Source organism: Kitasatospora sp. NPDC059827 (assembly GCF_042731675.1).
Classification (GTDB): Bacteria; Actinomycetota; Actinomycetes; order Streptomycetales; family Streptomycetaceae; genus Kitasatospora.
On the sequence record NZ_JBHWIV010000016.1, the window covers coordinates 60,345 to 85,735 of the forward strand.

The 25,391-nt window shown below is 73.4% G+C and carries 20 protein-coding genes; 6 read left to right on the forward strand and 14 right to left on the reverse strand.

Going from position 1 to position 25,391, the window contains the following annotated elements; all coding sequences use genetic code 11:
• Window positions 1-16: 16 nt before the first annotated feature.
• From ACFV8H_RS13280 to pdxH, 8 genes are all read right to left on the reverse strand, one after another.
• Window positions 17-2,416 carry an FxsB family cyclophane-forming radical SAM/SPASM peptide maturase gene (locus ACFV8H_RS13280; protein ID WP_380399190.1) on the reverse strand — a complete coding sequence of 800 codons (2,400 nt, stop codon included), beginning with the start codon at window positions 2,414-2,416 and terminating at the stop codon, window positions 17-19.
• A 56-nt stretch (window positions 2,417-2,472) separates the two neighbouring features.
• Window positions 2,473-2,658 (reverse strand): hypothetical protein, encoded by a 186-nt coding sequence (locus ACFV8H_RS13285; protein WP_380399192.1) that lies wholly within the window; start codon window positions 2,656-2,658, stop codon window positions 2,473-2,475.
• Window positions 2,659-3,007: 349 nt separating this feature from the next.
• Window positions 3,008-4,096: an aKG-HExxH-type peptide beta-hydroxylase gene (locus ACFV8H_RS13290; protein ID WP_380399193.1), complete on the reverse strand. Its 1,089-nt coding sequence runs from the start codon at window positions 4,094-4,096 to the stop codon at window positions 3,008-3,010.
• Between the two features lie 142 nt (window positions 4,097-4,238).
• Window positions 4,239-5,417, reverse strand: coding sequence for an FxsB family cyclophane-forming radical SAM/SPASM peptide maturase (locus tag ACFV8H_RS13295; protein ID WP_380399195.1), 1,179 nt, complete (start codon window positions 5,415-5,417; stop codon window positions 4,239-4,241).
• Between the two features lie 44 nt (window positions 5,418-5,461).
• Window positions 5,462-9,475, reverse strand: a complete 4,014-nt coding sequence (gene fxsT / locus ACFV8H_RS13300) for an FxSxx-COOH system tetratricopeptide repeat protein (protein WP_380399197.1) — start codon at window positions 9,473-9,475, stop codon at window positions 5,462-5,464.
• Complete coding sequence (locus ACFV8H_RS13305) at window positions 9,472-10,869, reverse strand: TIR-like protein FxsC (protein ID WP_380399199.1); 1,398 nt, start codon at window positions 10,867-10,869, stop codon at window positions 9,472-9,474. Before ACFV8H_RS13305 ends, fxsT begins: the two co-directional genes overlap by 4 nt.
• A 133-nt stretch (window positions 10,870-11,002) precedes the next feature.
• Entirely contained in the window at window positions 11,003-11,197 is a 195-nt protein-coding gene (fxsA, locus tag ACFV8H_RS13310; protein WP_350504982.1) for an FxSxx-COOH cyclophane-containing RiPP peptide, read from the reverse strand.
• A gap of 207 nt (window positions 11,198-11,404) precedes the next feature.
• Entirely contained in the window at window positions 11,405-12,037 is a 633-nt protein-coding gene (gene pdxH, locus ACFV8H_RS13315; protein WP_375888851.1) for a pyridoxamine 5'-phosphate oxidase, read from the reverse strand.
• A gap of 417 nt (window positions 12,038-12,454) precedes the next feature.
• On the opposite strand from pdxH, the gene ACFV8H_RS13320 reads away from it, so the two are divergent.
• Both ACFV8H_RS13320 and serC read left to right on the forward strand, forming a co-directional pair.
• Window positions 12,455-13,555: a citrate synthase 2 gene (locus ACFV8H_RS13320; protein ID WP_380399201.1), complete on the forward strand. Its 1,101-nt coding sequence runs from the start codon at window positions 12,455-12,457 to the stop codon at window positions 13,553-13,555.
• 151 nt (window positions 13,556-13,706) lie between these two features.
• Window positions 13,707-14,831, forward strand: a complete 1,125-nt coding sequence (gene serC, locus ACFV8H_RS13325; protein WP_380399203.1) for a phosphoserine transaminase — start codon at window positions 13,707-13,709, stop codon at window positions 14,829-14,831.
• Window positions 14,832-15,134: 303 nt separating this feature from the next.
• On the opposite strand, the gene thpR is transcribed toward serC, so the two are convergent.
• Complete coding sequence (gene thpR, locus ACFV8H_RS13330; protein WP_380399205.1) at window positions 15,135-15,722, reverse strand: RNA 2',3'-cyclic phosphodiesterase; 588 nt, start codon at window positions 15,720-15,722, stop codon at window positions 15,135-15,137.
• 46 nt (window positions 15,723-15,768) lie between these two features.
• On the opposite strand from thpR, the gene ACFV8H_RS13335 reads away from it, so the two are divergent.
• Window positions 15,769-16,287 carry a GNAT family N-acetyltransferase gene (locus ACFV8H_RS13335; protein WP_380399207.1) on the forward strand — a complete coding sequence of 173 codons (519 nt, stop codon included), beginning with the start codon at window positions 15,769-15,771 and terminating at the stop codon, window positions 16,285-16,287.
• Window positions 16,288-16,349: 62 nt separating this feature from the next.
• On the opposite strand, the gene ACFV8H_RS13340 is transcribed toward ACFV8H_RS13335, so the two are convergent.
• The gene (locus ACFV8H_RS13340) at window positions 16,350-17,867 is read right to left on the reverse strand and encodes an MFS transporter (protein ID WP_380399209.1); all 1,518 of its coding nucleotides are present in this window, start codon (window positions 17,865-17,867) and stop codon (window positions 16,350-16,352) included.
• Between the two features lie 136 nt (window positions 17,868-18,003).
• Window positions 18,004-18,438, reverse strand: coding sequence for a MarR family winged helix-turn-helix transcriptional regulator (locus ACFV8H_RS13345; RefSeq protein ID WP_375888556.1), 435 nt, complete (start codon window positions 18,436-18,438; stop codon window positions 18,004-18,006).
• Between the two features lie 122 nt (window positions 18,439-18,560).
• Between ACFV8H_RS13345 and ACFV8H_RS13350 the strand changes: the two genes are divergently transcribed.
• Both ACFV8H_RS13350 and ACFV8H_RS13355 read left to right on the forward strand, forming a co-directional pair.
• A complete protein-coding gene (locus ACFV8H_RS13350) occupies window positions 18,561-19,028 on the forward strand; it encodes a VOC family protein (RefSeq protein WP_380399211.1) in 468 nt (155 codons plus the stop codon).
• 293 nt (window positions 19,029-19,321) lie between these two features.
• The gene (locus tag ACFV8H_RS13355; protein ID WP_380399213.1) at window positions 19,322-20,152 is read left to right on the forward strand and encodes an MHYT domain-containing protein; all 831 of its coding nucleotides are present in this window, start codon (window positions 19,322-19,324) and stop codon (window positions 20,150-20,152) included.
• A 129-nt stretch (window positions 20,153-20,281) separates the two neighbouring features.
• On the opposite strand, the gene ACFV8H_RS13360 is transcribed toward ACFV8H_RS13355, so the two are convergent.
• The 3 genes from ACFV8H_RS13360 to ACFV8H_RS13370 form a co-directional block, all read right to left on the reverse strand.
• Window positions 20,282-21,991: a hydrogenase maturation protein gene (locus ACFV8H_RS13360; RefSeq protein WP_380399215.1), complete on the reverse strand. Its 1,710-nt coding sequence runs from the start codon at window positions 21,989-21,991 to the stop codon at window positions 20,282-20,284.
• 194 nt (window positions 21,992-22,185) lie between these two features.
• The gene (locus ACFV8H_RS13365; RefSeq protein ID WP_380399217.1) at window positions 22,186-23,109 is read right to left on the reverse strand and encodes a DUF4231 domain-containing protein; all 924 of its coding nucleotides are present in this window, start codon (window positions 23,107-23,109) and stop codon (window positions 22,186-22,188) included.
• A gap of 270 nt (window positions 23,110-23,379) precedes the next feature.
• Window positions 23,380-24,834: an NCS2 family permease gene (locus ACFV8H_RS13370; RefSeq protein WP_380399219.1), complete on the reverse strand. Its 1,455-nt coding sequence runs from the start codon at window positions 24,832-24,834 to the stop codon at window positions 23,380-23,382.
• Between the two features lie 203 nt (window positions 24,835-25,037).
• On the opposite strand from ACFV8H_RS13370, the gene ACFV8H_RS13375 reads away from it, so the two are divergent.
• Entirely contained in the window at window positions 25,038-25,349 is a 312-nt protein-coding gene (locus ACFV8H_RS13375; RefSeq protein ID WP_380399221.1) for a DUF2530 domain-containing protein, read from the forward strand.
• The last annotated feature ends 42 nt before the right edge of the window (window positions 25,350-25,391 follow it).

A 25,391-nucleotide genomic window follows, 5' to 3' on the forward strand; every position in this document is an offset into this window, starting at 1 on the left:
TTCAACACCGCTTCGTTCAGGCCTCGACGTACCGGAGCCGACTCCGCTCCTCCCGCGCCTTCTCCGCGACCCGTTCCGCCGCCGCCGGCAGCGGTACGGCGAGCCACGGCGCGACGCTCTCCCCCATCCCTGCGGCGAACCGGGCCCCCAGCCCGGTCAGCGCCCCGGATCCGGTCAGCCGCTCGACGGCCTCGGCGGTGTACTGCCGCCAGAGCGCGAACTGCGCCCGCGCCCGGTCGGCGGCCTCCCCCGCCAGGCCGTCGTACGCGGCGGTGCGGGTGCCCCAGTACTCGGTGACCGCCAGGTGGGCGTACGTGCCCTGGAGCAGTCCCTCCAGCGGGCGCGGGTCGGGCCGCCAGGGGGCGAAGTACAGCCGGTCGTCGGACCGGTCGTACAGGTCGTACAGGTCCAGCACCGCGCCGAGCTTCACGTGCTGGAACTCGTGGGCGAGCAACAGCGCCAGCGTGGGCGCGGTGGCGGGCCGGGCGATGCCGACCGCGCCGTACGCCTGCCGCGCCGCCGAGCTGACGTCGCGTCCGGCGGGGCCGGGCCGCAGCGGGGTGATCGTCGTCAGCCCGGCCCGGATGCCCTCCGCGTAGTCGGGCAGGTCGCGCCCGAGCAGCTCCCAGGCTTCGCGCAACGCGCCCGTCCAGCCGAGCAGTTCGGCTTCGGGCAGCCGGTCGGCCACCGGGTGGTCGTGGCTGTCGCGCAGCGGGTCGAGGTCCTCCAGCGCGACCGTCCAGCCGCCGGCCAGCCGGATCCGTCGCAGCGGGTCGTCCAACTCCGTGAACACCGTCCCGTCGGCGGCCCGCACCTCGAAGCCGTCGGCGTGCCCGGTGACCACCGCCTCGCCGTCCGGCACCGCGATCCGCCCCAGCGTCGGCAGGTGCAGCCGGCCGCCCCGGGCGGGCACCGTGACGGCGTCCCCGCGCCCGGCCCGCACCGCGGCCGCGGCGGCCAGGGCCGCCATCGGTCCGAGGCCGACCGTGAGGTCCCCGGCGAGCCGCCGCGCGGCCCAGGCCCGGGCGTACGGGTGGGCCAGCACCGTGTCCACGGCCCCGGCCGCCGCCCCGTCGAGCTCCGACAGCAGCTCCCAGGCGGCCGCCCGGCCCTGCCCGGAGGCGTCCCAGGCGGCGGCCAGCATCGCCCGGGTGAGGGAGAGTTGGGCGGCGCCGAGGGCGGCGATGGTGTCGGCACCGCCGTATCCCCGTGCCAGCTCGTCGAGTTGGGCCGGGGTGAGTGCAGCCGGCAGCAGCGGACGGCCGCCCTGGGCGGGCACGGGTGCCGGCGCGGAGGCCGAACCTCCGTTGCCCGCAATGCCGTTGATGAGCGTCATGAGGTCACCGCAGTAGACGGAGGGGTTGTCGAAGCCATTGTCCGCCCGGTAGCGGTGGGCGTACAGTCCGCCGCCGCAGGCGCGGACCACCGGGCAGGCCCGGCAGGTCGCGCTCAGTCCGGCGAGGCCGGACTGGCGGGCGGCGATGCCGGGGTGGCGGGCGAGGTCGTCGAGGCTGTGCGCGAAAACGTTCATGCCGGTGACGGGCGCCCCGTCGTACGCGGTCTTGAGGCTGTCCGCCTGCTCGAAGGTCCCGTCCGTCTCCAGCACGGCGAGGTCCGAGGGCTCCAGCCCGAGCGACTCGGTGAGGCTGGACAGTCCGCGCACCGTCCGGTGCACGGATTCGAAGGTGCGCACGGCGAACGGCCGCGCGTCCGTTTCCCACAGCCTGTGGACAACCAGCAGCCAGTCCGCGTACGGGTCCTCCGGGCCGCCCGCGAGCCGCTTCGGCGGGTCCTCCCAGGTCGCGTGCGGAAGCAGGAAGTCGACGGCGGGGGGCCGCAGTTCGACCAGCGCCCGGTACACGGCCACCGGGTCGTTCTCGATGTCGATGGTGCACAGCAGCCCGGCGAACAGGTGCCGGAACTCGGGCTCGTTCAGCAGCCCGACCGCCCGCAGCACCTGTGGATGACTGCTCCGCCCGTCGGCGAAGCGCCGGTGCCGGTCGTTGGCGGCCCGGTCCCCGTCCAGCGAGATGCCGACCCTGAGGTCCAGCTCCGCGAACAGCTCGCAGAACGCACGGCTGAGCAGCACGCCGTTGGTGTGGATGCGCAGGTCGAGGGCACAGCCGGGCGGGAGCGCCGCCCGCAGCGCTTCGGCCGCGCGGCGCAACCGGTCCGGGCCGGCGAGCAGGGGTTCTCCCCCGTGCAGGACGACCCGGACGGCGGACAACCGGTGGGCGACCGCATGCTCACCGATCCGCTCGGCGGCCTTGGCCAGGATCCCCTCCCCGATCACCTTGGGGCGGGAGCGCCAGCTGCTGTCCGCATGCTCGTAGACGTAGCAGTGGTCGCAGGCGAGATCGCACCGGCTGTGCATCTTGACCACGAATTGCGTCAGTGGCACCGGAATTCGCGTCATCATGGGTGTGGCGGGTTCAGCTCGGCCTGGGGTCCGTTTCGGGGTTCCGGAGCGGGTCAGATCGAGGAGTTGAAGGCCGCGACCGGCACGAGGCCGGATTCCGCGCCGGGGAGGGCGCGCTGCAGCCGGGCGGCGAGTTCCTCCGCACCCAGGGCGGCGAGCTCGGCGAGGGACGGGCGATCCGGCGTCTCCTGAGTGTCAGTGAGGTTACGGGCCGGCCTGGTGCTGGTTACCGGAGTCATATTCGTTTCCTTAGGCGCGGTTAGGACCTGCCGAGTCCGGGTAGGTCACCCGGTTGCGACCAATGTAGTGCCCGCGAGGTCTCCGCGCGGCACCTTGCCTCCCCAAGTTGGTCTGCCCAGCTGGCCGACGCCGTACCACGGCGCGCGAAAGCCCGAGAATTCACCCGTTCAGCGGTCGCGCGCTTCGCCATCGCGCGCGCCGAAGCGCGTTGACCGGAGCAGGCGTTCGAGCCGCCCGGCCGATCTCCGCACGGATGCACGCCGGGGGTACGGGCGGCGCCCCGCGCGGGTGCTCCCGGCACCGTCGCACCGTCGCCCGACCGGCCGCATCCGTCCGGAGCAGCGCGCCTCAGACCCCCAGCTCCCGGACGGAACGCGCCAGCTCCTCGGTGAACTCCCGTCCGCTGGCGGTGAGTTCGCCGCACTCCAGCAGTGTCCGGGCCGCCGCCAGGGTGTGCGCCCGCCAGCAGGCGAACTCCCGTTCCGCGCGGGCCGGTTCACTCACCCCGGCGGCGACCTCGGCCGCCCAGAACGAGGCCACCCCCAGGTGCGCGTACGTCCCCTGGAGCAGCGCGCCGGCCGGGCGCCGGTCGGGCCGCCAGGGGGCGTGGTAGACCGCCGGGCCGTTCGGCCGGTGGAGCGGTACGAGGTCCAGCAGGGCGCCGAGTTGGACGTGCAGGAACTCGTGCACCAGGGCCAGCGCGAGCAGGACCGGCTCGGCCGGCAGCGAGGCCGCCACCGCCCCGTACGCCCGTCGGGCGGCGGCGCTGACCGCCTCCCCGCCGGGAGCGGGCCGCAGCGGCACCACCACGGCGACGCAGGCCGCCACGGCTTCCGCGTGTCGCCGGTGACGGTGCACCAGGACCTCCCAGGCCCTCGCCAACTGGTCCTCCCACCGGCCCAGTTCGGCAGCGGACAGCGGACCGTCCGGAGGCCGTCCGTAGTCCACCCGGCGCGGTCCGAGGTGGTCGATCACCGGCGTCCAGCGCAGCCCCTCGCACTCCAGGACGAGCGCCGGCCCGGCCCCGGCCCGCAGGAACTCGCCCAGACCGTCCAGTGGCGCCGCCCGGTCCAGCGCGAGGGCCCGCAGGCAGTCCGCCGCCCAGGCGTCCAACTCCGGTCGCAGCAGCACCTCTTCCCAGCGCGCCCGGTCGGCCCGCTGGAGTTCGCGGACCGCGCGGTAGGCCTCCCGGTAGCCCTCGTCCTGCGGCGCCGTGCGACGCAGTGCCAGCAGCAACAGCGCCCGCTTGCTCAACTGGCCGGCCCGCAGCAGCCGGACGGCCTCGGGGCCGCCCCGGGCGGCCGCGACCGCCCGGAAGGTCGCCCGGTCCAGGCCGTGCCGCGGCAACCCGGCCGCACCGCTTCCGGCCGCGCCGCTCCCCTGCTTCCCGCGCGCGCCCGGCACCCCGGTCGCCACCGCCTCGCCCGTACCCGTCACCGGTCCGTCCTCTCGTGAGGTCCCCTGGATCGCCGGGCGCCCCGCCCGGTCCGCCCGCAGTCTCCCCGCGCAACGCCGACTCAGCCGGTCCCGGCCCGTGCATGACCCGGACGGGTGAGCACGCCCATCGCCGACACCCCCGCTACCGCCGCCGCCCGGCCCCGGCCAGCTCCGCCACCCCGGCCCGCAGCCGCCCCGCGATGTGCCGGATCAGCCGGTCCAGGTCGGCGCAGTACACCGAGGGGTGCGCGAAGCCGTCCCCGGCGTAGCGGTGGGCGTAGAGCCCGCCGCCGCAGACCCGCACCAGCGGGCAGGCCGCGCACTCCGGCCCGAGCCCGGCCAGGCCCCGCTGGCGGGCCCGGAAGGCCGGGTGGGCGGCCGCCTGGGCGAAACCGTGCCGCCACACGTCCAGGCCCGTCCCGGCGGCGCCGTCGTAGGCCGCCTTGAGGCTGTCGGCCTGCTCGACGGTGCCGTCCGCCTCGACCACCACCAGGTCGACCGGTGCCAGCCCGACCGCCTCGCTGGCGGCCCGCCCGCCGAGCAGCAGGACGGACAGCTCCTCGAACAGCCGCACCCCGGTCTCCCGGTACGGCGCGTCGTACCAGCGGTCGAAGGCGGCGATCAGCCATTCCCCGTACGGCGCCGGGTCGGTGGGGCCGGGCGGGCCGGTCGGGAGGCCGCGGTGGACGCCGGGCGGTCCGCTCCGCCAGGTGGCGTGCGGCAGCAGCAGGTCGAGCCTGGGCGGGGCGAACTCCAGCAGCGCCTCGTAGGTGGCGACCGGGTCGGCGGCCAGGTCGACGACGCACAGCAGGCCGGCGAACAGCTCCCGGTGCGGCTCGGAGCCGAGCAGCCGGACCGCGGCCGCGGTGCGTTCCCAGCTGCCGGCGCCGGAGGGAAGCCGGCGGTGCCGGTCGTGGTCGGCCCGGGTGCCGTCCAGCGAGACGGCCACGCCGACCCGGTGGCGGTGCAGCACGTCGAGCAGCGCGGGCTCGTCCAGCAGCCGCAGCCCGTTGGTCTGCAGGCTGAACCGCACGCGCGGCCCGGTCTCGGTGATCTGCGCCAACTCGGCGAGCAGGGCGTCCAGGTGGGCCGCGCCGACGAGCAGCGGCTCGCCGCCGTGCAGCACCACGGAGACCTCGTCGAGCCCCTGTCCGGCCGCGTGCTCGGCGATCCTGCGGGCGGTGCGGCGGACGGTGGCGAGCTCCATCCGCCGCGGCCGGTCGCGCCAGCTCTGGTCGGCGCCCTCGTACACGTAGCAGTAGTCGCAGGCGAGGTTGCAACGGCTGTGGATCTTCAGCAGGAACTGCCGGAACGGCACCATGCGCGTGAACCTAGCACCGCCCGGTGGCATCTCCTGATCGTCCGTCACACGTGCGGGGGTTCCACGTCCGAGTCGAGCCTGGTGCCGGCCTTCACGGCGACGGTGGTCGGGTGCTCCTCCCCCAGCGTGATCCGGGCCCGCCGGATGCAGTCGGCCCGCAGTTCGGCGGCCCGCTCGGTCTCCCCGACCGCCGCCAGGGACAGCGCGAGGTTGGAGTTGATGCCGATCGAGTCGTAGTGGTCCGGGCCGAGCGCCCTGGTCATCAGCGGCTCGGCCTCCTGCTCCAGGGCGAGCGCGGCCCGGATCTCGCCGCCCAGTGCCAGGTCGTTCGCGTGGTTCATCATCGCGATCGGGATGTACAGGTGGTCCGGGCCGAGGACGGTCCGGAACTGCGCCAGCGTGCGCCCGGACAGTTCCCGGGCTTCCGCGATCCGGCCGGCCAGCCGCAGGTAGACCGAGAGGTTGTTGGCGCCGGCCAGCGTGACCGGGTGGTTCTCGCCCAGGTAGTCGCGGTACCGGGCGAGGGCCCGTTCGGCCAGCGGGATCGCCCGTTCGGTGTCGCCGAGCGCGTTGAGGTCGCTGGCCAGGTTGGTGGCGGCCGCCAGGGTGTCTGGGTGTTCGGCGCCGTTGATGTCCAGGTAGCGCTGGTAGATGTCCTCGTCGATCTCCAGGGCCTCGTGGTAGCGCCCGGCCCGGCGCAGCGCGACGGCGAGGTTCTTGCGGGCCCGCAGGGTGTCGGTGTGGCTGTCGCCGATGGTCTGCTGGTAGATCCGCACGGTCTCCTCCAGCAGGTCCAGCGCCTCCCGCAGCCGCCCGGTCTCGCGCAGGTCGCGGGCGTAGTTGGAGGCGGAGGAGAGGGCGTAGAGGCTGTGCGCGCCGAGGGCGTCGCGCTGCTGGAGGTAGTTGCTGCGGTGCCGCTCCAGGGCGGCGTAGCGGTCCCCGGCCAGGTAGTCGGAGACGGCCAGGTTGTTGGTGATCATCAGGGTGCGCGGGTGGTCGGGCCCGAGGGTGCGCCGGGCCGCGTCCAGGGTCCTGCGGTCGAGCGCCCTGGCCTCGTCGTAGCGGCCGAGGAAGCGCAGGTCGGCGCCGAGGCTGTTGGCGACGGCGAGGGTGTGGGAGTGCTCCGGGCCCAGGGTCGCGGTGAACCTCTCCAGGATGTCCCGGTCCATCTCGTAGGCCTCCTGGAGGGCCCCCTGGGAGCGGCGGATGTTGCTCAGCTGGGTGCGCAGCATGAGCGTCTGGGCGTCGTTGTCGACGTCGAAGTCGGCACCGCCGTAGGCGTCCGCGCGCCAGTGCTCCAGGGCCCGTTCGGCGAGTTCCCGGCCGGACTCGTGCAGGCTGCGCTTCCACTGGTAGCGGACCGAGTCGATGATCCACTGCCGGACGTCCTCGTCGCCGCTGTCGACGGCGCCGGACGGCCAGAGGTGGGGCAGGAGCTCGGCGTACTCGGCCCAGTTGGCGGGGATGTCCGGGTCGCCGGGGTTGGCGGTGGCCAGGGCCGCGTGCACGACGCCGCGCAGTGCGGCCTGCCGCTCCTCCTCGACCTGGTCCCGGAGCACGGCCTGGACCAGCCGGTGGACGGTGATCGTCTCGCTGCCCTGGTCGGTGCGGGCCAGCCCGAACCGGTTGATGGCGCGCAGGAACTCGCCGATCGCGAGCTTGTCGCGCGGGGCGCGCGGGGACAGCCGCAGGGCGCGGGTGACGGCCCGGCTGTAGAGCAGCCGCATCGGGATGGCGTCGGGGCCGAAGAAGGCGCAGAGTTCCAGTATCTGGGCGGCCGGGGCGTTCATCCGGCGCAGTTCCTCGACCGAGATGCGCCAGGTCGCGGCGGCGGAGTGGGGGTACTCGGCGGGGCGCAGCCGGGTGCGTTCGAGCATCTCGGTGAGCTCGTCGTCGAGCAGTTCGAGGTAGGTGGCGATCGGCATCGACGTCTCCTGGAGCCAGACGGCGGCCTGGCCGACGGCGAGCGGGAGGTCCCCGAGGCGGTGCGCGACCTGGTCGGCGTCCTCCGGGGAGAGGCCGCCGTTGAAGCGGCGCAGCAGTCGGATGCTCTCCTCGCGCAGGAAGACGTCGACCTCGACCAGGCCGGCGTGCCGGGCCCAGCCCTGGTTGCGCGAGGTGATCAGCACGTGCCCGCCGGAGGAGCCGCCGGGCTGCCAGGGGGCGAGTTCCTCGGGGGTGCCGGCGTTGTCGAAGACCAGCAGCCAGCGGCGGTACGGGTGGCCGCGGCGCAGCGCGTCCAGGACGGCGGCGGCGGTGTGGGCGACGTCGTCGCTGGTGGGCACGCCGAGCCGGGGGGCGAGTTCGGCGAGCTTCTGCGGGATGTTGGCGGGCTCCTCGGCGGGCACCCACCAGATGACGTCGTAGGCGGACTTGAAGCGGTGCGCGTACTCGGCCGCGATCTGGGACTTGCCCGCACCGCCGAAGCCGTAGAGCACCTGGCTGAGGACGGCGGCGGGGCCGCCGGTGAAGCGGTTGCGGAGCAGTTCGAGCAGTTTGCCGCGGCCGATGAAGGCGGCGTTGCGCGAGGGCGCGTCCTGGACCTGCGGGGCGGTGCCGGGGAAGCGGGCGGGGGCGATGAACTCGCCGCTGTCGGTGTCGAACTGGCGGTTGCTGCCGGGCGGCGGGCCGAGTTCGCCGTACAGCTGGGCCTCGGCGCCGGTCGCCGAGGAACGGACCAGGTCGGGCACCGCCTGGCCGATGAACGGCCGGGGCACCGGCTCGTCCGAGTCCTGCAGCCGCAGGGCGACCAACGCCGAGGTGCCGGAGGGGAGTTCGCGCCCCTGGAGGAGCTGCCAGACCTCACCGGCCCGGGGCAGCGCGGTGTACTCGGGCGAGAGCAGCGCGAGCAGCCGGCCCTGGCCGTCGAGCGGTCCGGTGACCTCCGGCGGCCGCTGGCCGGTGTACGGTTCGGCGGCGTTGTGCAGGGAGGTCTGGTAGCCGAAGCGGGTGAGGGTGCCGGCCGCCCATTCGGCCCACATCCGGTCCTCGGGCGCGTAGCTGACGTAGACCTGGCGGGGCACCGCCCGGGCGGAGCGCAGGTAGGCGCCGTACAGCCGGCGGCGGGCCTCGGAGCCGAGCGGGCGCAGCGAGCGGACCCGGCCGTCGGTGATCCATTCGGCCAGCCGCTCGAAGGCGTTGAGCAGGCTGCGCGCCTCCTGCGGCCGGTCGGCGACGGTGGCGGGCACCTCCTCGTAGGCGTAGAACGGCTTGTACGGCACTTCGACGTCGGCCCAGTAGGCGGCCCGGCGGTCGCCGGGCAGCCAGCGGCCGAGGTAGGGGGCGAAGGCCTCGCGGGCGAAGTCCCGGCCGGCTTCGAGGCGTTCCTGTTCGGCGTCCTCGACCCGCATCGGCACCGGCAGGACCCGGATGGCCCGTTCCTCGGCCTCGGCGATGGCCTTGGCGGCGTCGACGCCGCCGCGGATGTTCTGGGCGCTGAACGTGAAGCAGTCGACCACGGTGTCGGGCATCAGGACGGTGCAGATGCCGGAGGTGTCGCTGACCCCGGTGCGGCTGTCGATGAGCACGTAGTCGTAGTTCCGGGCCCAGCGTTCGCGCAGTTCGCGCAGGAACTCGCCGCCGCGGATGTCCCGGCCGTGGTAGAAGCTGCGCCAGTTGAAGCTGGTGACGGCGGCCGCGTAGGCGGCGTTCTGCCGGCCCGCCGGGAGGAAGTCGAGCCGCCCGCCGGCCGGCAGGTCGAGGGCGAGGCCGCAGATGTAGCCGTCCAGCCGCCCGGGTTCGTCCAGCCAGGCGGCCGGGGACCGGCCGGTGGGGCCGGCGGCGGAGGGCAGCGCCTGCTTGACGTATCCGCGCAGGAGGTCGATCAGGCCGTCGGTGGAGTGGAGTTCGGGGTCGACCAGCAGCGGGTGGTAGTAGCGGTGGAGGCCGGGCGCCTCCAGGTCCCAGTCGACCACCAGGACGCGCAGGCCCCGGCTGGCGAGGATCCAGCCGACGTTGGCGAGCGCCATGGTCCGGCCGGTGCCGCCCTTGAAGGAGTAGAACGTGACGACGGATCCCGGTCCGCCGCGTCCGGGCTCCGTGCCGGGCTCGATGCTCATCGTCCGTCTCCCCTCAGCGGGACTGAGCCGTCGTGGCTGCCCGGGCGCTGGCCGGGCAGGTCCTTCGGTGGCGGTTCGGGTTCCCGGCGCGCGGACGGGCTCCGCGGCGGACCGGAGGGGCCGGGCGGACCGGCCGGAATGGCGAGGCCCGGCATGTCCGGGCCGCCGCCCGGGCCGAAGCCGAAGGCGTCGCCGCCATCGTCCCCCCAATCCAAGTTGTCGTCCATGAGCTTGTTCTGAGCAACCGTCACCATGATGGCGAGGTCGCTGTCGAAGCTCTCCTGGCTCACTTTGACCCGGAACAAGTGCTCCGGGTCGCGCCGGCGCAACCAGTTGCGTCGGAAGACGGCGCGCACGCCGGTCCACGGCGGTTCGCGCTCCCCGTCCGGGTCGCTGCCGCCGATCGGCACGACCACGCCGGTGACCGGGTGGTTCTGGTCGTCGTACTCGCGCAGGGCGGAGCGGTAGCGCTCGGCCTCGGCCGCCCACGGGTCCACCAGCAGGACGCTGACCTGGCTGTCCTCCCGGGCCTGGTCGAGCTTCTCGCCGAGTCCGGCGCCTATCTCCTCCAGCGTGGTGATGTGCCCGGCGTTGGTGATCACCTGCTGGGCGCGCGAGGCCAGCGAGGGCTGGGCGGGCGGGTAGAACGGCGTCCAGTTCCACGGCCTGGCCCCGTACCAGCCGCCCGAGCGGGAGCCGCCCTCGGCGGCGGCCTCCGAGGCCCGGCCGGCCGCGATGAACAGCCGGACCATGCCGGGTTCGGCGGCGGGCGCCGGCGCGGCCGGCCCGGGGAAGTAGCCGCGGACGGCCTCCAGGTCGAACTCGGGGAGTTCGGCGAGCCGCCGGACGGCGGCGTCCCGGACCCGTCCGGCGACGACCCGGACGACCTGCCGGTAGGCGTCCTGCTGGGCGGTGCGCAGCAGGGCGCGCAGGCCGTGCCGGGCGTAGGCCTCGCCCATGTCCGGCTGGGCCCACTGGATCCTGGTGACCTCGGTGACGAGGTCCCCGGGCGCGACCGGCTCCCAGAGCACCGGGATCAGCGCCGAGACCAGTTCCGCGGTCTCCTCGTGGTGGCGCCGGACCCTGCCGCGGAAGGCCGTCCACTCCTTGCCGCAGTAGAGGCTGGCGAAGTAGGCCGGGGAGTAGAGCGCGACCATGGTCCGGCTGCGGCCGAGCATCAGCGCGAGCTTCTCGGCCCATTCGTCGCCCAGCCGGAGCCGTTCGGTGTCCCGGAAGGCGAGTTCGTCGGCCTGCACGGCGGGCCCGAGGATGCGCCCGAGTTCGTCCCTCAGGTCGTTGAAGAACTGGTCGACGAAGGCGTCCCCCGCCTCGAAGTCCCGACGCGCGTAGCTGAAGAAGAAGTACGGGCGCTGCTGCTGTTCCCGTTCACTCACCTGTTCCCCCCGACCCTGACGGTGCCGTGACGGCGCTGGTTCTTTACCCAGCATGTCGCCAACCGCACCCACTGGTGCAAGAGTTGGCGAATTCATTCGCCAACGGGGGTTTAACCGGCGGTCAGCGGCGGGGTCAGCGGAGCTCGAGTGCCGACTGGAACGCGGCGAGCGGCTCGGCCCCGGGGGTCAGGGCGTCCGCCACGACCCTGCGCAGCAGGTCGCCGAGGACGGTGTCGGGCAGGGCGTCGAGTTCGTCGAGCGGCAGGGCGGCGACGTCGACCAGGTCGGAGTCGAGGCCAGCGACGGTTTCCGCACCGGTGACGCCCATCAGTCCCTTAGTCCTCACTACGATGCACGCAGGCACGACCCGATCACGCAGGCGCAGCGGGCCGGCGGCCGAAAAATCCTCGACCCCGGTCCGTGACGCGCACATTCTACACAAAACGGTGACGGTTCATCAGATCCGGTCGCCCGCCGCGCCCGGACGCACCACCCGGACGCACGGCACCCCCGTGACCGCCCCCGCCCGCGGCGGTCACGGGCAGAGGCGCTCCACCCGCCAGCCGCCGGGGGCCGTCGGGTCGGCGAGGTAGCGGAGGCGGTCGTGCAGCCGGTTCTCTCGCCCCTGCCAGAACTCGACCGCCTCCGGGACGACCCGGTAGCCGCCCCAGAACGGCGGGACGGGGACGCCCTCGCCCTCGGGGTAGCGGCGCTCCAGGTCGGCGTAGCGCTGTTCGAGGACGGCGCGGCTCTCGACCGGGCTGGACTGTTCGCTGGCCCAGGCGCCGAGTTGGGAGCCGTGCGGGCGGGTGCGGAAGTAGGCGGCGGTCTCGTCCCGGCCGACCTTCTCCACCGGGCCCTGGACGATCACCTGGCGGCCCAGCACGATCCACGGGAACAGCAGCGCGGCGTACGGGTTGGCGGCGAGCTCGGAGCCCTTGCGGGAGCCGTAGTTGGTGAAGAACACGAAGCCGCGGACGTCGAAGCCCTTGAGCAGGACGGTGCGCGAGCTGGGCCGGCCCCGCTCGTCGGCGGTGGAGAGCACCATGGCGTTGGGTTCCGCCACCCCGGCGTCGTCCGCCTCGTGGAACCAGCGGGCGAACTGCCCGACCGGCTCGGGCGCGAGCTGGTCCTCGGCCAGGCCCTCGTGGACGTAGTGCTTGCGCATCACGGTGGGGTCCGGACCGGGGCGGGGCTCGTCGGCCGGGGTCCGGGTGGCGGGGCTCAGGGGCGTCGACTGGGCGCGTTCCGGGGTCTGCACGCCAACATCATCCCGTACGACAAGCAACCGGCACCGCTACCTCCGGACAAACCCCGGTCGGAGATATGGTGACTCGCCACCGCTTGACTGCCCGCCGTACGGGGAATTGTCCGGAACTTGACGTTTGGTTCCGGGAGTCCCCCGGGCACGACCGACCCTCGACGGGGAAGTCAAGTGGTCCCACGGGAAACATCACCGCGGTGGTGTATGGCGCAATGCACCCCGTGCCTGTCACTCTGGCACCGAGTGCCAACCACGATTCGGTCACTGGAGCGCCGCCCCACCACGGCGGAGCACCGATCGCAGAACTGAAGGAGCCGTCGCATGTCCGATTTCGTACCCGGGCTTGAGGGAGTCGTCGCGTTCGAGAGCGAGATCGCCGAACCCGACCGCGAGGGCGGCGCCCTGCGGTACCGCGGTGTCGACATCGACGACCTGGTCGGCCACGTCTCCTTCGGCCACGTCTGGGGCCTGCTGGTGGACGGCAAGTTCAACCCCGGCCTGCCGGCCGCCGAGCCCTTCCCGATCCCCGTGCACTCCGGTGACATCCGGGTCGACGTCCAGTCCGCGCTCGCCATGCTCGCCCCGGTCTGGGGCCTCAAGCCGCTCCTCGACATCTCCGCCGAGCGGGCCCGCGACGACCTCGCCCGGGCCGCCGTGATGGCGCTGTCCTACGTCGCCCAGTCCGCCCGCGGCCAGGGCCTGCCGATGGTCCCGCAGAGCGAGATCGACAAGGCCGAGACGGTCGTCGAGCGCTTCATGATCCGCTGGCGGGGCGAGCCGGACCCGAAGCACGTCAAGGCCGTCGACGCCTACTGGACCTCGGCCGCCGAGCACGGCATGAACGCCTCCACCTTCACCGCCCGGGTCATCGCCTCCACCGGCGCCGACGTCGCGGCCGCGCTCTCCGGCGCGGTCGGCGCGATGTCCGGCCCGCTGCACGGCGGCGCCCCGTCCCGCGTGCTCGGCATGATCGAGGAGATCGAGCGCACCGGTGACGCGACCACCTGGGTCAAGAACGCGCTGGACAAGGGCGAGCGCCTGATGGGCTTCGGCCACCGCGTCTACCGCGCCGAGGACCCGCGCGCCCGCGTGCTGCGCCGCACCGCCAAGGAGCTCGGCGCGCCGCGCTTCGAGGTCGCCGAGGCGCTGGAGAAGGCCGCGCTGGAGGAGCTGCACAACCGCCGCCCCGACCGCGTGCTGGCCACCAACGTCGAGTTCTGGGCCGCGATCATGCTGGACTTCGCCGAGGTCCCCGCGCACATGTTCACCTCGATGTTCACCTGTGCGCGCACCGCCGGCTGGTCGGCGCACATCCTGGAGCAGAAGCGCACCGGTCGCCTCGTGCGCCCCTCCGCGCGCTACATCGGCCCCGGCCCGCGCCGCCCCGAGGAGATCGAGGGCTGGGACGCCATCGCGCACTGACCCCGCGCCCGCACACCCGAACAAACGTCTCTGACCAGCGGGTCCGGCTCCGTCCGGGCCCGCTGTCGGCGTCCCCCGAGCAACGGAGATCACAGTCTCAGCGGGCGGACGACCGTATCCCGGGCGAGTCCCGCGCCGGTAGGCTGCGCGCGTGGCTCAGATCCAGATCCCCGCTGACATCAAGCCCGCAGACGGCCGTTTCGGCTGCGGACCGTCCAAGGTGCGCCCCGAGGCCCTGAGTGCCCTCGCCGCCACCCAGACCTCCCTGCTCGGCACCTCGCACCGCCAGGCCCCGGTGAAGAACCTGGTCAAGCGCGTGCGCGAGGGCGTGAGCAGCCTGTTCTCGCTGCCGGAGGGCTACGAAGTCGTCCTCGGCAACGGCGGCTCCACCGCCTTCTGGGACATCGCCGCCTTCGGCCTGGTGCGGGAGAAGTCCCAGCACCTGGACTTCGGCGAGTTCTCCTCGAAGTTCGCCTCCTCGGTCAAGGCCGCCCCGTGGCTGGCCGAGCCGACGGTGATCAAGACCGCCCCGGGCACCCACCCGCTGCCGGTCGCCGAGGCCGGCGTGGACGTCTACGGCCTCACCCACAACGAGACCTCGACCGGCGTCGCGATGCCGATTCGGCGTCCGGCGGGCGCGGACGAGGGCTCGCTGGTGCTGGTGGACGCCACCTCGGGCGCCGGCGGCCTGCCGGTGGACATCACCGAGACCGACGTCTACTACTTCGCCCCGCAGAAGTCCTTCGCCTCCGAGGGCGGCCTGTGGCTGGCCACCTTCTCCCCGGCCGCCCTGGAGCGCGCCGCCGAGATCGCCGGCTCCGGCCGTTACATCCCGCCGTTCTTCTCGCTGCCGACGGCCATCGACAACTCGTCGAAGGACCAGACGTACAACACCCCGTCGCTCGCCACCCTGTTCCTGCTGGCCGACCAGCTGGAGTGGATCAACGGCAACGGCGGGCTGGACTGGGCCGTCGCCCGTACGGCTGATTCCTCGTCCAGGCTGTACGCCTGGGCCGAGAAGTCCTCCTTCGCGAACCCGTTCGTGGCGAACCCGGCCGAGCGCTCCCAGGTGGTCGGCACCATCGACTTCGACGAGTCGGTGGACGCCGCCGCGGTCGCGAAGGCACTGCGTGCCAACGGCATCGTGGACACCGAGCCGTACCGCAAGCTCGGCCGCAACCAGCTGCGCGTCGCGATGTTCCCGGCGATCGACCCGGCGGACGTCGAGGCGCTCACCCACTGCATCGACCACGTGGTCGAGCAGCTGGCCGGCTGAGCCGCCCCGAGGACACGGCTGAGGGCCACCGCCTGCGGGCGGTGGCCCTCTCGCCTTTCCGGGGCCGCTCGGACCGCTCGGACCGTTCAGGCCGCTCGGACCGCTCGGACCGCTCGGGCCGTTCGGGCCCGGGCTACTTACCGGACAGCGAGCTGATCAGCACGACGGCCAGCAGCAGCAGCAGGGTGCCGGAGACGATGCGCATTCGAGTCTTGGGATCCACGGTCAATGAGCGTACCTGCGGCTCGCACCCTCGCGAATCCGAGGCCCTGTTCAGCCCGCCCCTCGGCCCCCTCGGCCCCCTCAGCCCCGGTCGGCCAGCGCCCAGGAGCGCAGCGACTCGTAGTGGGCGAACCCACCGGCCAGGTCGCTCCTCATCAGGTGCAGCTCGGCGGCCTCCCACTCCGGCCCCCGGTAGTCCGCCAGCGCCGCCGCCAGCCCCTCCAGCTCGGCCGCCGCGACCCGCTGGACGGCCCGCCGGTGGCCGCGCGAGGAGCCGGCCCGGGCCAGGGTGAGGTGGGGGTGGAAGGCGAAGGCGTCGGCCTCCCCGGTGAACTCGGCGGTGGCCCCGGCCACGGCCTCCGCGAGCCCGCGCAGCGCCCGGGTCCGCCCCTCGACCCCGGCCCAGAGCACCCGGTCGCCGAACCGGCCGGCGCCGGCGATCCGCAGCGGGTGGGCCGGGTGCACCCCGGCGACGGCCGCCAGGGCGGTCTCCAGCTCCGGCAGCCGCTCGGCCGGCACCTGGCCGAGGAAGGCCAGGGTCAGGTGCCGGCCCTCGACGGCGGTCCAGCGCAGCCGGTCCGCCCCGGGCAGCCCGTGCAGCGGCGCGACCGCGTCGGAGAGCCTCTGGAGTGCCTCGACGGGCGGCAGGACCGCGACGAACAGTCTCATGATCCAAGCTTCCCTCGTCCGGCCGTCCGGTGTAGAACGGTTTTCCATGAAGATCCGCAACGGGGGGCCCGCGGACGTCCCCGACATCCTGTCCCTGCTCGACGGCGCCGTCTCCTGGCTGGCCGCCGGGGAACGCACCGGCCAGTGGGGCGACCGGCCGTTCAGCACCGACCAGGCCCGGGTCGACCAGGTCGCCTCGTACACCGGGGAGTCGTTCCTGGTCCGCATCGCGGTGGACGACGAGGGCCGCACGATCGGCTGCTGCGTGCTGGCCGAACAGCGGGGCAAGTTCGTCCCGGTCTCGGAGGAGCCCGAGCTGTTCGTCCGCCTGCTGGTCACCGACCGCAGCCTCAAGGGTTCCGGCATCGGCGCGGCGCTGATCGCCGACGCGGTCGAGGAGACCCGCCGGCGCGGCCTCGGCCTGCTGCGGGTGGACTGCTACGCGGGCGACGACCGCAAGCTGGTCGGCCAGTACCGGGCGCTCGGCTTCACCGAGACCGCGGGCTTCGAGGTGGAGCAGCCGACCGGCGTCTGGCTCGGCCAGGTACTGGAGATCCGGCTCTGAATCCGACCTGACACGACGTCAGGACGCCCGGGGATCGAGCCCCGAGGCGTCCTGACGGGCCGTCAGCAGGCTGCGGCCAGCTCCGACTTGCGGGCCGGGACGTGCCGCGGCACGACGGCCACCACGCGCCCGCCACGACCGGGGTGCAGGTCGAACCGCACCCGCAGGTCCGCGCTGCGGGCCAGCACCAGACCGACCGCGCCGGCCGCCAGCGCGGACACCACGCCGCAGGCCAGCAGGCCCAGCCGGGGACCGTACGAGGCCGTGACCCAGCCGACGACCGGGGCGCCGATCGGCGTGCCGCCGGTGAAGACCAGCACCAGCAGGCCCATCACCCGGCCGCGCATCTCGGGGTCGGTGGACAGCTGCAGCATGGAGTTGACCGAGGTGTTGAAGCTCAGCCCGAACACCCCGATCAGCGTCAGCAGCAGCGCGAAGGTCCAGTAGTCGGGCGCGAGGGCCGCGACCACCTCCAGGACGCCGAAGGCCAGGGCCGCGCCGACCAGCCGACGTAGCCGGGGCGCGCCCCGGCGGGCGGCGAGCAGCGCGCCGGCCAGCGAGCCGACGGCCATCATGGTGTTCAGCAGGCCGTACTGGCCGGCGCCGACCTTGAAGGTGTCGTGGGCGAATCCGGCGAGCAGCGTCGGGAAGTTGAACCCGAAGGTGCCGATGAAGCCGGCCAGCACCATCGGCCAGAGCAGCTCGGGCCGCTCCTTCACGTAGCGCAGGCCCTCGCGCAGCTGGCCCTTCTCCCGGGCGATCGGCTCGGTCGGGCGCAGTTCGGACTCGCGCATCGCGAGCAGTCCGCCGATCACGGCGGCGAAGGACAGCGCGTTGACGGCGAACGCCCAGCCGCTGCCGACCGCGGCGATCAGCAGGCCCGCGACGGCGGGGCCGACCAGCCGGGCGGTCTGGAAGTTGGCGGCGTTCAGGCTGACGGCGTTGGCCAGGTCCTTGGGGCCGACCATCTCGGACACGAAGGCCTGCCGGGTCGGGTTGTCGACCACGGTGACCAGGCCGAGCAGCAGGGCGAAGGCGTACACGTAGTACGGCGTCACCACGCCGCCGACGGTCAGCACGGCCAGGCCGGCGGCGAGCAGGCCCATCGCGCCCTGGGTGCAGATCAGCAGCCGGCGCTTGGGCATCCGGTCGGCGAGCACGCCGCCGAACAGGCCGAGCAGCAGCATCGGCAGGAACTGCATGGCGGTGGTGATGCCGACCGCGAGCGGGCTGCCGGTGAGGCTCAGGACCAGCCAGTCCTGGGCGATCCGCTGCATCCAGGTGCCGGTGTTGGACACCACCTGACCGGCGAAGTAGTAGCGGTAGTTGCGAACGCGCAGGGAGGAGAACATCCCCCCGGGCCTGGTGAAACGGGCTCCTGTGGGAGATGCGGCCGGGTGGGTCCGGCGCTGAGCGGCGGGGTGCGCCGCGGTGCGTTCGTCGGGGTCGTCGTCGCCGCTGCCGGGCAGCCCGCTGGGGGCGGGGGCCTGGGCGTCGGCGGCCGCGGTGCGGTCCGCGGCGGGGTCGTTGGTCGGGTCGTCGGTACGGGCGGCGGCGCTGGCTGCGGCCGGCGGTGTCACGGTGGTCTCCCCTCGCGGCGCGACGGCCCTGGCGGGGGCCGTCGCGCTCCTGGTAACGGTGGTCGGTCCTGCGGTGATGCGGGCTCCTTCTCCTCCCGGCGGCCGGCCGGGGTCGGTGTGCCTCGATCTGTACGAGTTACAGGTGGGCGAGCTTGTAGAGCACGGGCGCGGCCTCCCTGAGGACGGCCCATTCCTCGTCGTCGAGCCCTTGGGCGAGCTCGGCGAGCCAGACGTTTCGGCGCCGACGACTCTCCGCGAGGATCGTCTCGGCCTGCTCGGTGCTGCTGACGACCACCTGGCGGCGGTCCTCGGGGTGCGGCTCGCGCCGCACCAGCCCCTTCTCCTCCAGCATCGCGACGATCCTGGTCATCGAAGGAGGCTGCACGTGCTCCTTCCGGGCGAGCTCACCCGGCGTCGCCTTCCCGCACCGGGCGAGGGTGCCCAGCACTCCCATCTCGGTGGGACTCAGCGACTCCTCCACCCGTTGGTGTTTGAGTCGTCGGGAGAGGCGCATCGTGGACGACCGCAGCTGTGAGATCGCTGCGAGGTCCGGCTCGGACATCTCGGGCATCTCTTTAGCTTACGTCATTACTCTCGCTAAGGAAAAACGGGTTCCCACCGCGCCGGAGGATCGGCCCGGTGCCATATTGGTGAGGGGTGATCGTTCCCGCCTCCCGGAAGGGCCGACCAGACATGTCCGACCTCGCCTCCGAGCAACCCGCGCAATCCGCACAGTCCGTGCGGCCGGCGCAGTCCGAGCGATCGGCGCAGTCCGAGCAGTCCGCGCCGGACGACTCCGGCTTCGCCCGGCTCGCCATGGTCACCATCGACTGCGCCGACCCGGTCGCGCTGGCCTCGTTCTACGGCGAGCTGCTGGGCTGGGAGACCCGTCACGTGGACGAGCGCTTCGCGATCCTGGACAACCCGGAAGGCGGCAGCCCGCTGGGCTTCGGCCGGGTGACGGGCTACCGCCCGGAGCCGTGGACCGAGCCGGACGGCAGCAAGCACTTCCACCTGGACTTCTACGTGGACGACCTGGAGGAGTCCACCGCGAAGGCCCTCGCGCTCGGCGCGACCGAGCCGAGCTACCAGCACGGCCGCACGCTCAAGGTGCTGATCGACCCGGCCGGGCACCCGTTCGGGCTGGCCCCGCTGGAGTAACGCACCAAGCCGCCCGGAGGCCGTGCGCAGGCGATGTCAGGGCTTGGTGCCGAGATCTTGCAGACCGCGTAAAGGTCGTTCCTGACCTGGGACTTCACGAAAAGCGCGAACCTTGTGCGACCACCGGGCAGTGGTTACTGTCCCGGGTTGTCAGGGGCATCACCACGCCAGGTCTCCCCTCGGCGGAGCCCCCTCCGTGCCCGTCTGCGCGCGCGTCCCACCCGTTCCCGGTCCCCCGCCGGCCACCTCCGCCCGAACCCTGGCGCCCTCAACCCCTCGTCCAGGGAGCTCAATTGGGTGAGATCCATCATGCCGACCACGGCTGGGTGACACCGGCGGTCTCGTACTTCGTCGCCTGCCTCGGGGCCTTCGTCGCCCTGCGCAGCGCCCGCTGGGCACTGGTCTCGACGGGCCGCAGCCGCGTCGTCTGGCTGCTCTTCGCCTCGACCTCGCTCGGCGCCGGCATCTGGTCCATGCACTTCATCGCAATGCTCGGCTTCTCCGTCACCGGCGCCGAGATCACCTACCAGCCGGGGCTCACCGTGCTCAGCCTGCTGGTCGCCGTCGCGGTGGTCGGCATCGGGCTGTTCACCGTCGGGTACTGGCGGGGCCACCCCGTGCTGTCCCTGCTGGTCGGCGGGCTGACCACCGGGCTCGGGGTCGCCGCGATGCACTACCTGGGCATGGCCGCGATGGTGCTGCCCGGCCGGCTCGGCTACGACCACGTCACCGTCGGGCTCTCGATCGGCATCGCGGTGTTCGCCGCCACGGCCGCGCTCTGGGCCGCGCTGAACATCCGCGGCACCCTCGCGGTGCTGGCGGCGGCGCCGGTGATGGGCGTGGCGGTCTGCGCGATGCACTACACCGGCATGGCGGCGCTCTCGGTCCGCCTCGACGCCTCGCAGTCGACCCAGGACGGGGTGATGGCGCTGCAGTTCATCTTCCCGCTCGGGGTCGGGCTCGGCTGCTACGTGTTCTTCGGCTCGCTGGCCTTCGCCGTCTCCCCGAGCAAGCCCAGCACCCAGCCGCTGCTGGTCGGCCCGGCCGCCCCGCTGCCCCCGCGGACGCCCCGCGTCCCGCCGCAGCGGCAGCCGCTGAGCCGGACGGCCAGCGGCCGCCGCTGAGCCGCACCGCTGCCCGGCGCTGAGCCGGGCGGCCCCACGAACGGACGTCCGGCCGGGTCCCCCACCCCGGCCGGACGTCACCGCCTCACCGCCACGCCGGACGTCACCACCCCACCGCCGCACCGGAGTTCAGGGCCGGCCGAGCAGCCCCGTCAGGTGCTCCGGCGTGGCCGCCGGGCAGGCCTTGCGCACGAAGTCCCGCCGCAGCGCGTGGTACGGCTCGCCCGCCCGGTAGAAGTTGCCGTGCATCCGGCGCAGTTCCTCCGCCCGGTACGCGGCCAGCGGCTCGGCCTCCTCGTCCTCGGCGCGGCGGCGCTTCTTGTCCACCAGCCGCCCGGTGAGCTCCGGCGAGCCGGCCAGCCGGGCGGCCTCCCGGGCCGTCCAGCGGCGGAACTCCGCCGCGTCCCCGCCGGCCGTGCGGTCCACCAGGCCGATCCGGCGCGCGTGCGCGGCCCCGACCGGCAGTGCCTCGGTGGTGAGCCGCTCGGCCTGCTCGGCGCCGACCCGGGCGGGCAGGGTGTACGTCCAGTACTCGGAGCCGTACAGGCCCATCAGCCGGTAGTGCGGGTTGAGCACCGCCGACTCCCGGCACCACACCTCGTCGGCGGCCAGGGCCAGCATCAGTCCGCCGGCCGCCGCGTTCCCGGCCAGCGCGGCGACGGTCAGCTTGTCGTCGGTGGTCAGGATCGCCTCGACCAGGTCGTCCATCGCGTTGATGTTCTCCCAGGACTCCAGCGCCGGGAAGGCCGAGCCCTCGATGACGTTGAGGTGGATCCCGTTGGAGTAGAAGTCCCGGGGCGCGCCCAGCACCAGCACCGAGGTGGGCCGGTCGGCGGCCGCGCGGTAGGCGGCCAGCAGCCGGCGGCACTGCTCGGTGCCCATCGCCCCGCCGGCGTAGGCGAATTCGAGGAAGCCGACCTCGCCGTCCTCGTGGTAGCGCAGCTCCGACCAGGTGTCCCGGCGGGCGGCCTGCTCCGGGGTCACCGGCACCTCGCGGACTCGGTGCAGCTCGTCGGCGAGCACCGTGGCGGCGGGCAGCTTGAAGGTGACCGGCCCGCCCGGGGTGCGGCGCGGGCGCAGCTGGGGGATCCAGACCGCGCCGTCCACGGTGGCCCGGCAGATCGCGCCGTCCCGGGTGGCGAGCACGGCGCCGGGCTCGGGGCCGCGCAGTTCGTCCTCGGGGTGGCCGCCGTGCAGGAAGAACTCCCGCCCGTACAGCTCGTCCAGCACGCCGGGCTGGGAGTCGGCGGCGCGCAGCTTGCGCAGCACGGTGGCGGTGTCGTCCTGCTGCCAGTCGATCCGGCGCGTCTCCTGGCGCAGCAGGGGCCGCAGTTCGCCGCGTACGTCGGGGCGGGCGTAGTCGAGTGGCTCGGGGGTGAACAGCCCGCCCTCGTACCGCTGGACGGCCAGCAGGACGGCCTCGACGGCGGCGTCCGCGACCTCGCCCCGGTACAGCTCGCTCTTGCCGCGGTCGGGGACGGGGAACTCGACACAGGCCCAGATGTCGCCGGCGTCCATCTCCTCGACGGCCTGCAGCACGGTGACGCCCCAGTGCCGGGCGGACTCGGTGATCGCCCAGTCGAGCGAGGAGGGGCCGCGGTCGCCCTTCGGGCCCGGGTGCACGATCAGGACCGTCCGGGTGGACCAGATGTCCGCCGGGACGGCCCTGGTGAGCATCGGGCAGACGATCAGCTCCGGGTCGACCCGGGCCACCGCCTCCCTCATCTGCTCGTCGCCGAGCGCGAGTTGGACGGCGACCTGGTGGCCGCGCTCGCGCAGCTCGGTGTGGACGCGCTGGGTCAGGCTGTTGAACGCGGTGGCGATCAGGAGAATGCGCACAGGGGGCCTCCGGGCAGGGACTGCGGGTCGCGCGGAGGCGATGAAACCAGGGCATGGACACGTAATGGTCACGTTCCGCGCCTCGGCGCCCCACTCTCACGCTCCCCGCACACCTGTGCCCCCGGCGTGGCCCCGCTTCGCCGGATCTCCCCAGCCCCTCCCCGGAGTTGGACTGGCGCGCCGCCCGGCCGGAGCTACCGGGGGAAGGCCCGGCGGGCCCGCCAGGTGGTGTGCTCGCGGGAGACGGCGTCCTCGGCCTCGGCGGCCAGCCGGGCCCAGCGCTCCTCGGCGTCCGGCGTCTTGAGGTCGAGGTCGGAGAGCTGGTTGCCGACGTTCTCCAGCTCGCGCGCGGCCAGTTGGTAGGCGGCGGCCAGCGGGCGCAGCTGCTTGAGCTGGGTCCAGGCGATGATCGCGGCGGCGGCGGCCGAGCTGGCCCCGAAGATGTGCACCTCCAGGGCGCCGGTGGCCTGGGCGATCGCCGCGGCGGCGCCGATGATGATCAGCGTCGCGATACCGAGCCCCCAGGAGACCGCCTGGGACTCGCAGGACTCGGCCCGGGAGCGGTACCAGGTCCGCTGGCTCTCGACCCGGGTGCGCAGGTAGAGGGTGCGCCGGGCGGTGAGGCTGCCGGCCCGGGAGTGGCGCATCTCCTCGGTGATCTCCGGGACGCTGCCGGGCGGCACGATCTCCGGGTCCTCGAAGGCCCGCAGCACGTCCTCGACCTGGAGCAGGTAGCCGCGGTCGGCGTCCGGCGAGTCGGCCTCGCCGCCGAACGGCCGGGCCCGGACGCTGTACTTCCAGGCGAGCGTCTTGACCGACTCGGCCGCCGCCCGCGCCTCGTACCACCGGCCCTGCGGGTTGCCGCGGCGCAGCCGGGACCAGAAGTAGCCGGCGATCAGGAAGGCGGCCACCGAGAACAGTGGCTTGATATCGCCGTCCCCCTTGTGGTCCGGGCCCGGGAGCGAGCCGATCAGCGCGGCGACCACCAGCATGGCGATCAGTCCACGGTGCCAGCGGAGCGTCTCGCGCTGTCCGTCCAGCGAGGCCTTGTCCGCCCGCCAGAACAGTTCCGGCAGCAGTCGCGCCTCGACGCCCCCGGGCGGATCCTGTTGCACCATCGGTCGAGTCCCCTCCCCGTCTCCGTCCAGCCAGTATTCCCGCCGCCAACTGCCCTACACGGTCGCCTTTTTGACACCTTCCGACCGTCGGTGATTGCCACCCCCGCCCGTAACCGGTAGGACCGGTTACATGCCGCTGCACTGGAAGCTCGTCATCGACTGCACCGACCCGCACCGCCAGGCCGCCTTCTGGGCGGTTCCGCGTGCACTGAGAAAGCCGTAGGGCCCTCCCCGCACGTGGCGGGAAGGGCCCTACGGGCCGTACGACCGTCAGAGCAGGCCGAAGGCCGGCATCAGGTAGTAGAAGGCGAAGACCGCCGCCACCGCGTAGAGCGGCACCGGGACGCTGCGGCCGCGGCCGGCGGCCAGGCGCAGCACGCAGAAGGCGATGAAGCCGAAGCCGATGCCGTTGGTGATGGAGTAGGTGAACGGCATCATCACGATGGTCAGGAAGGCCGGGATCGCGATGGTGTAGTCCGCCCAGTCGATCTCCTTGATCGAGTTGGCCAGGATCAGGAAGCCGACCGTGACCAGGGCCGGGGTGGCGGCCTGGGCGGGGACCATGGTGGCGAGCGGGGTGAGGAACAGCGCCACCACGAAGAGCAGGCCGGTGACGATCGAGGCGAAGCCGGTGCGGGCGCCCTCGCCGACGCCGGCGGTGGACTCGACGAAGCAGGTGTTGGCGGAGGCGGAGGTGGCGCCGCCGGCCGCGGTGGCGATGCCGTCGACCATCAGGATCTTGTTGATGCCCGGCAGGTCGCCCTTCTCGTCCAGCAGGTGGGCCTCGTCGGCGACGCCGAGGATGGTGCCCATCGCGTCGAAGAAGCAGGACATCAGCACGGTGAAGACGAACAGCACGCCGGTGAGCACGCCGACCTTCTCGAACCCGCCGAACAGGCTGACCTTGCCGACCAGCCCGAAGTCGGGGGCGGCCACCGGGTTGCCGGGCCAGGTGGGGACGGTGAGGCCCCACTTGAGCGCCGGCACGTCGGCGACCTTGTCGAGCACCAGGGCGAGCACGGTGGAGGCCGCGATGCTGATCAGGATGGCGCCGGGCACCTTGCGGATGACCAGGACCAGGGTCAGCAGCAGGCCGAAGACGAAGACCAGCACCGGGAAGCCGAGCAGGTGGCCGTTGCCGCCGAGCTGCAGCGGGACGGTGGTGTGGGCGGCGTCCGGGATGCGGCTGACGAAGCCGGAGTCGACCAGGCCGACCAGGCTGATGAACAGGCCGATGCCGATCGCGATGGCCTTGCGCAGGCCGAGGGGCACGGCGTTCATGACCCGCTCGCGCAGGCCGGTGGCGACCAGCAGCATGATCGCGAAGCCGGCCAGCACCACCATGCCCATGGCGTCCGGCCAGGTCATCCTGGGCGCGAGCTGGAGCGCCACGATGGTGTTGACGCCGAGTCCGGCGGCCAGGCCGATCGGCACGTTGCCGATCACGCCCATCAGCAGGGTGGTGAGACCCGCGGTGAGGGCGGTGGCGGTGACCAGCTGGGCGCTGTCCAGGTGGGCCCCGGTCATGTCCGTGGCGCTGGCCAGGATGATCGGGTTCAGCACCAGGATGTACGCCATGGTGAAGAAGGTGGCGACACCGCCGCGGATCTCGCGCGGCAGGCTGGAGCCGCGCTCGCTGATCTTGAAGTAGCGGTCCAGGGCGCCGGTGGGGGGCGTGGGTTCCGCGGGTTCGGGCGACTCGGTGGTCGGCTGGACCACAGGCATGCGTGCGTCCTCTGTGGGGGAGCTGAGGAGGGGGAGAACGCCCGTGGCGACGGCGGCCGGGCGTGGACCCTCAAGTATGGTTTCCCGGTCGCACACGCGCTATCTTCGCGCGTAGAGCCCGCCCCTGGCCGAGCCGGCGCCCCGCCGCACCCCTCGGAGCCCCCACCGCCCCGGGAGCCCCCGCGCACCGTACGCTAGGCCCCATGCCCAAGACGCCGCTGCACCCCTCGCCCCCTCCGCTGGAGGCCAATGACGTCGCCATCGTCGGCGCGGGCACGGTGCTGTGGTTCGTCGCCTTCGTCGCCCTGCTCCCCTTCCAGGGCACCCTCTCCGACCACGACCACGGCAGCTGGCCGTGGATCTGCCTCTCCGGCGGCCTGCTCGGCCTGATCGGCCTCTGGTACTGCCGCGCCCGCCGGGACGCGATCGCCCGCAGCCGCGCCGCCGAGGCCGCCGCACCGCAGGCGGACGGCGCCGCCGGGGGCGGCACCGGCCCTGCCACCCAGTCGGACTGAATAGTCCTTTAGTAGCACGCACCGGACATAAGGCGCCCGTAG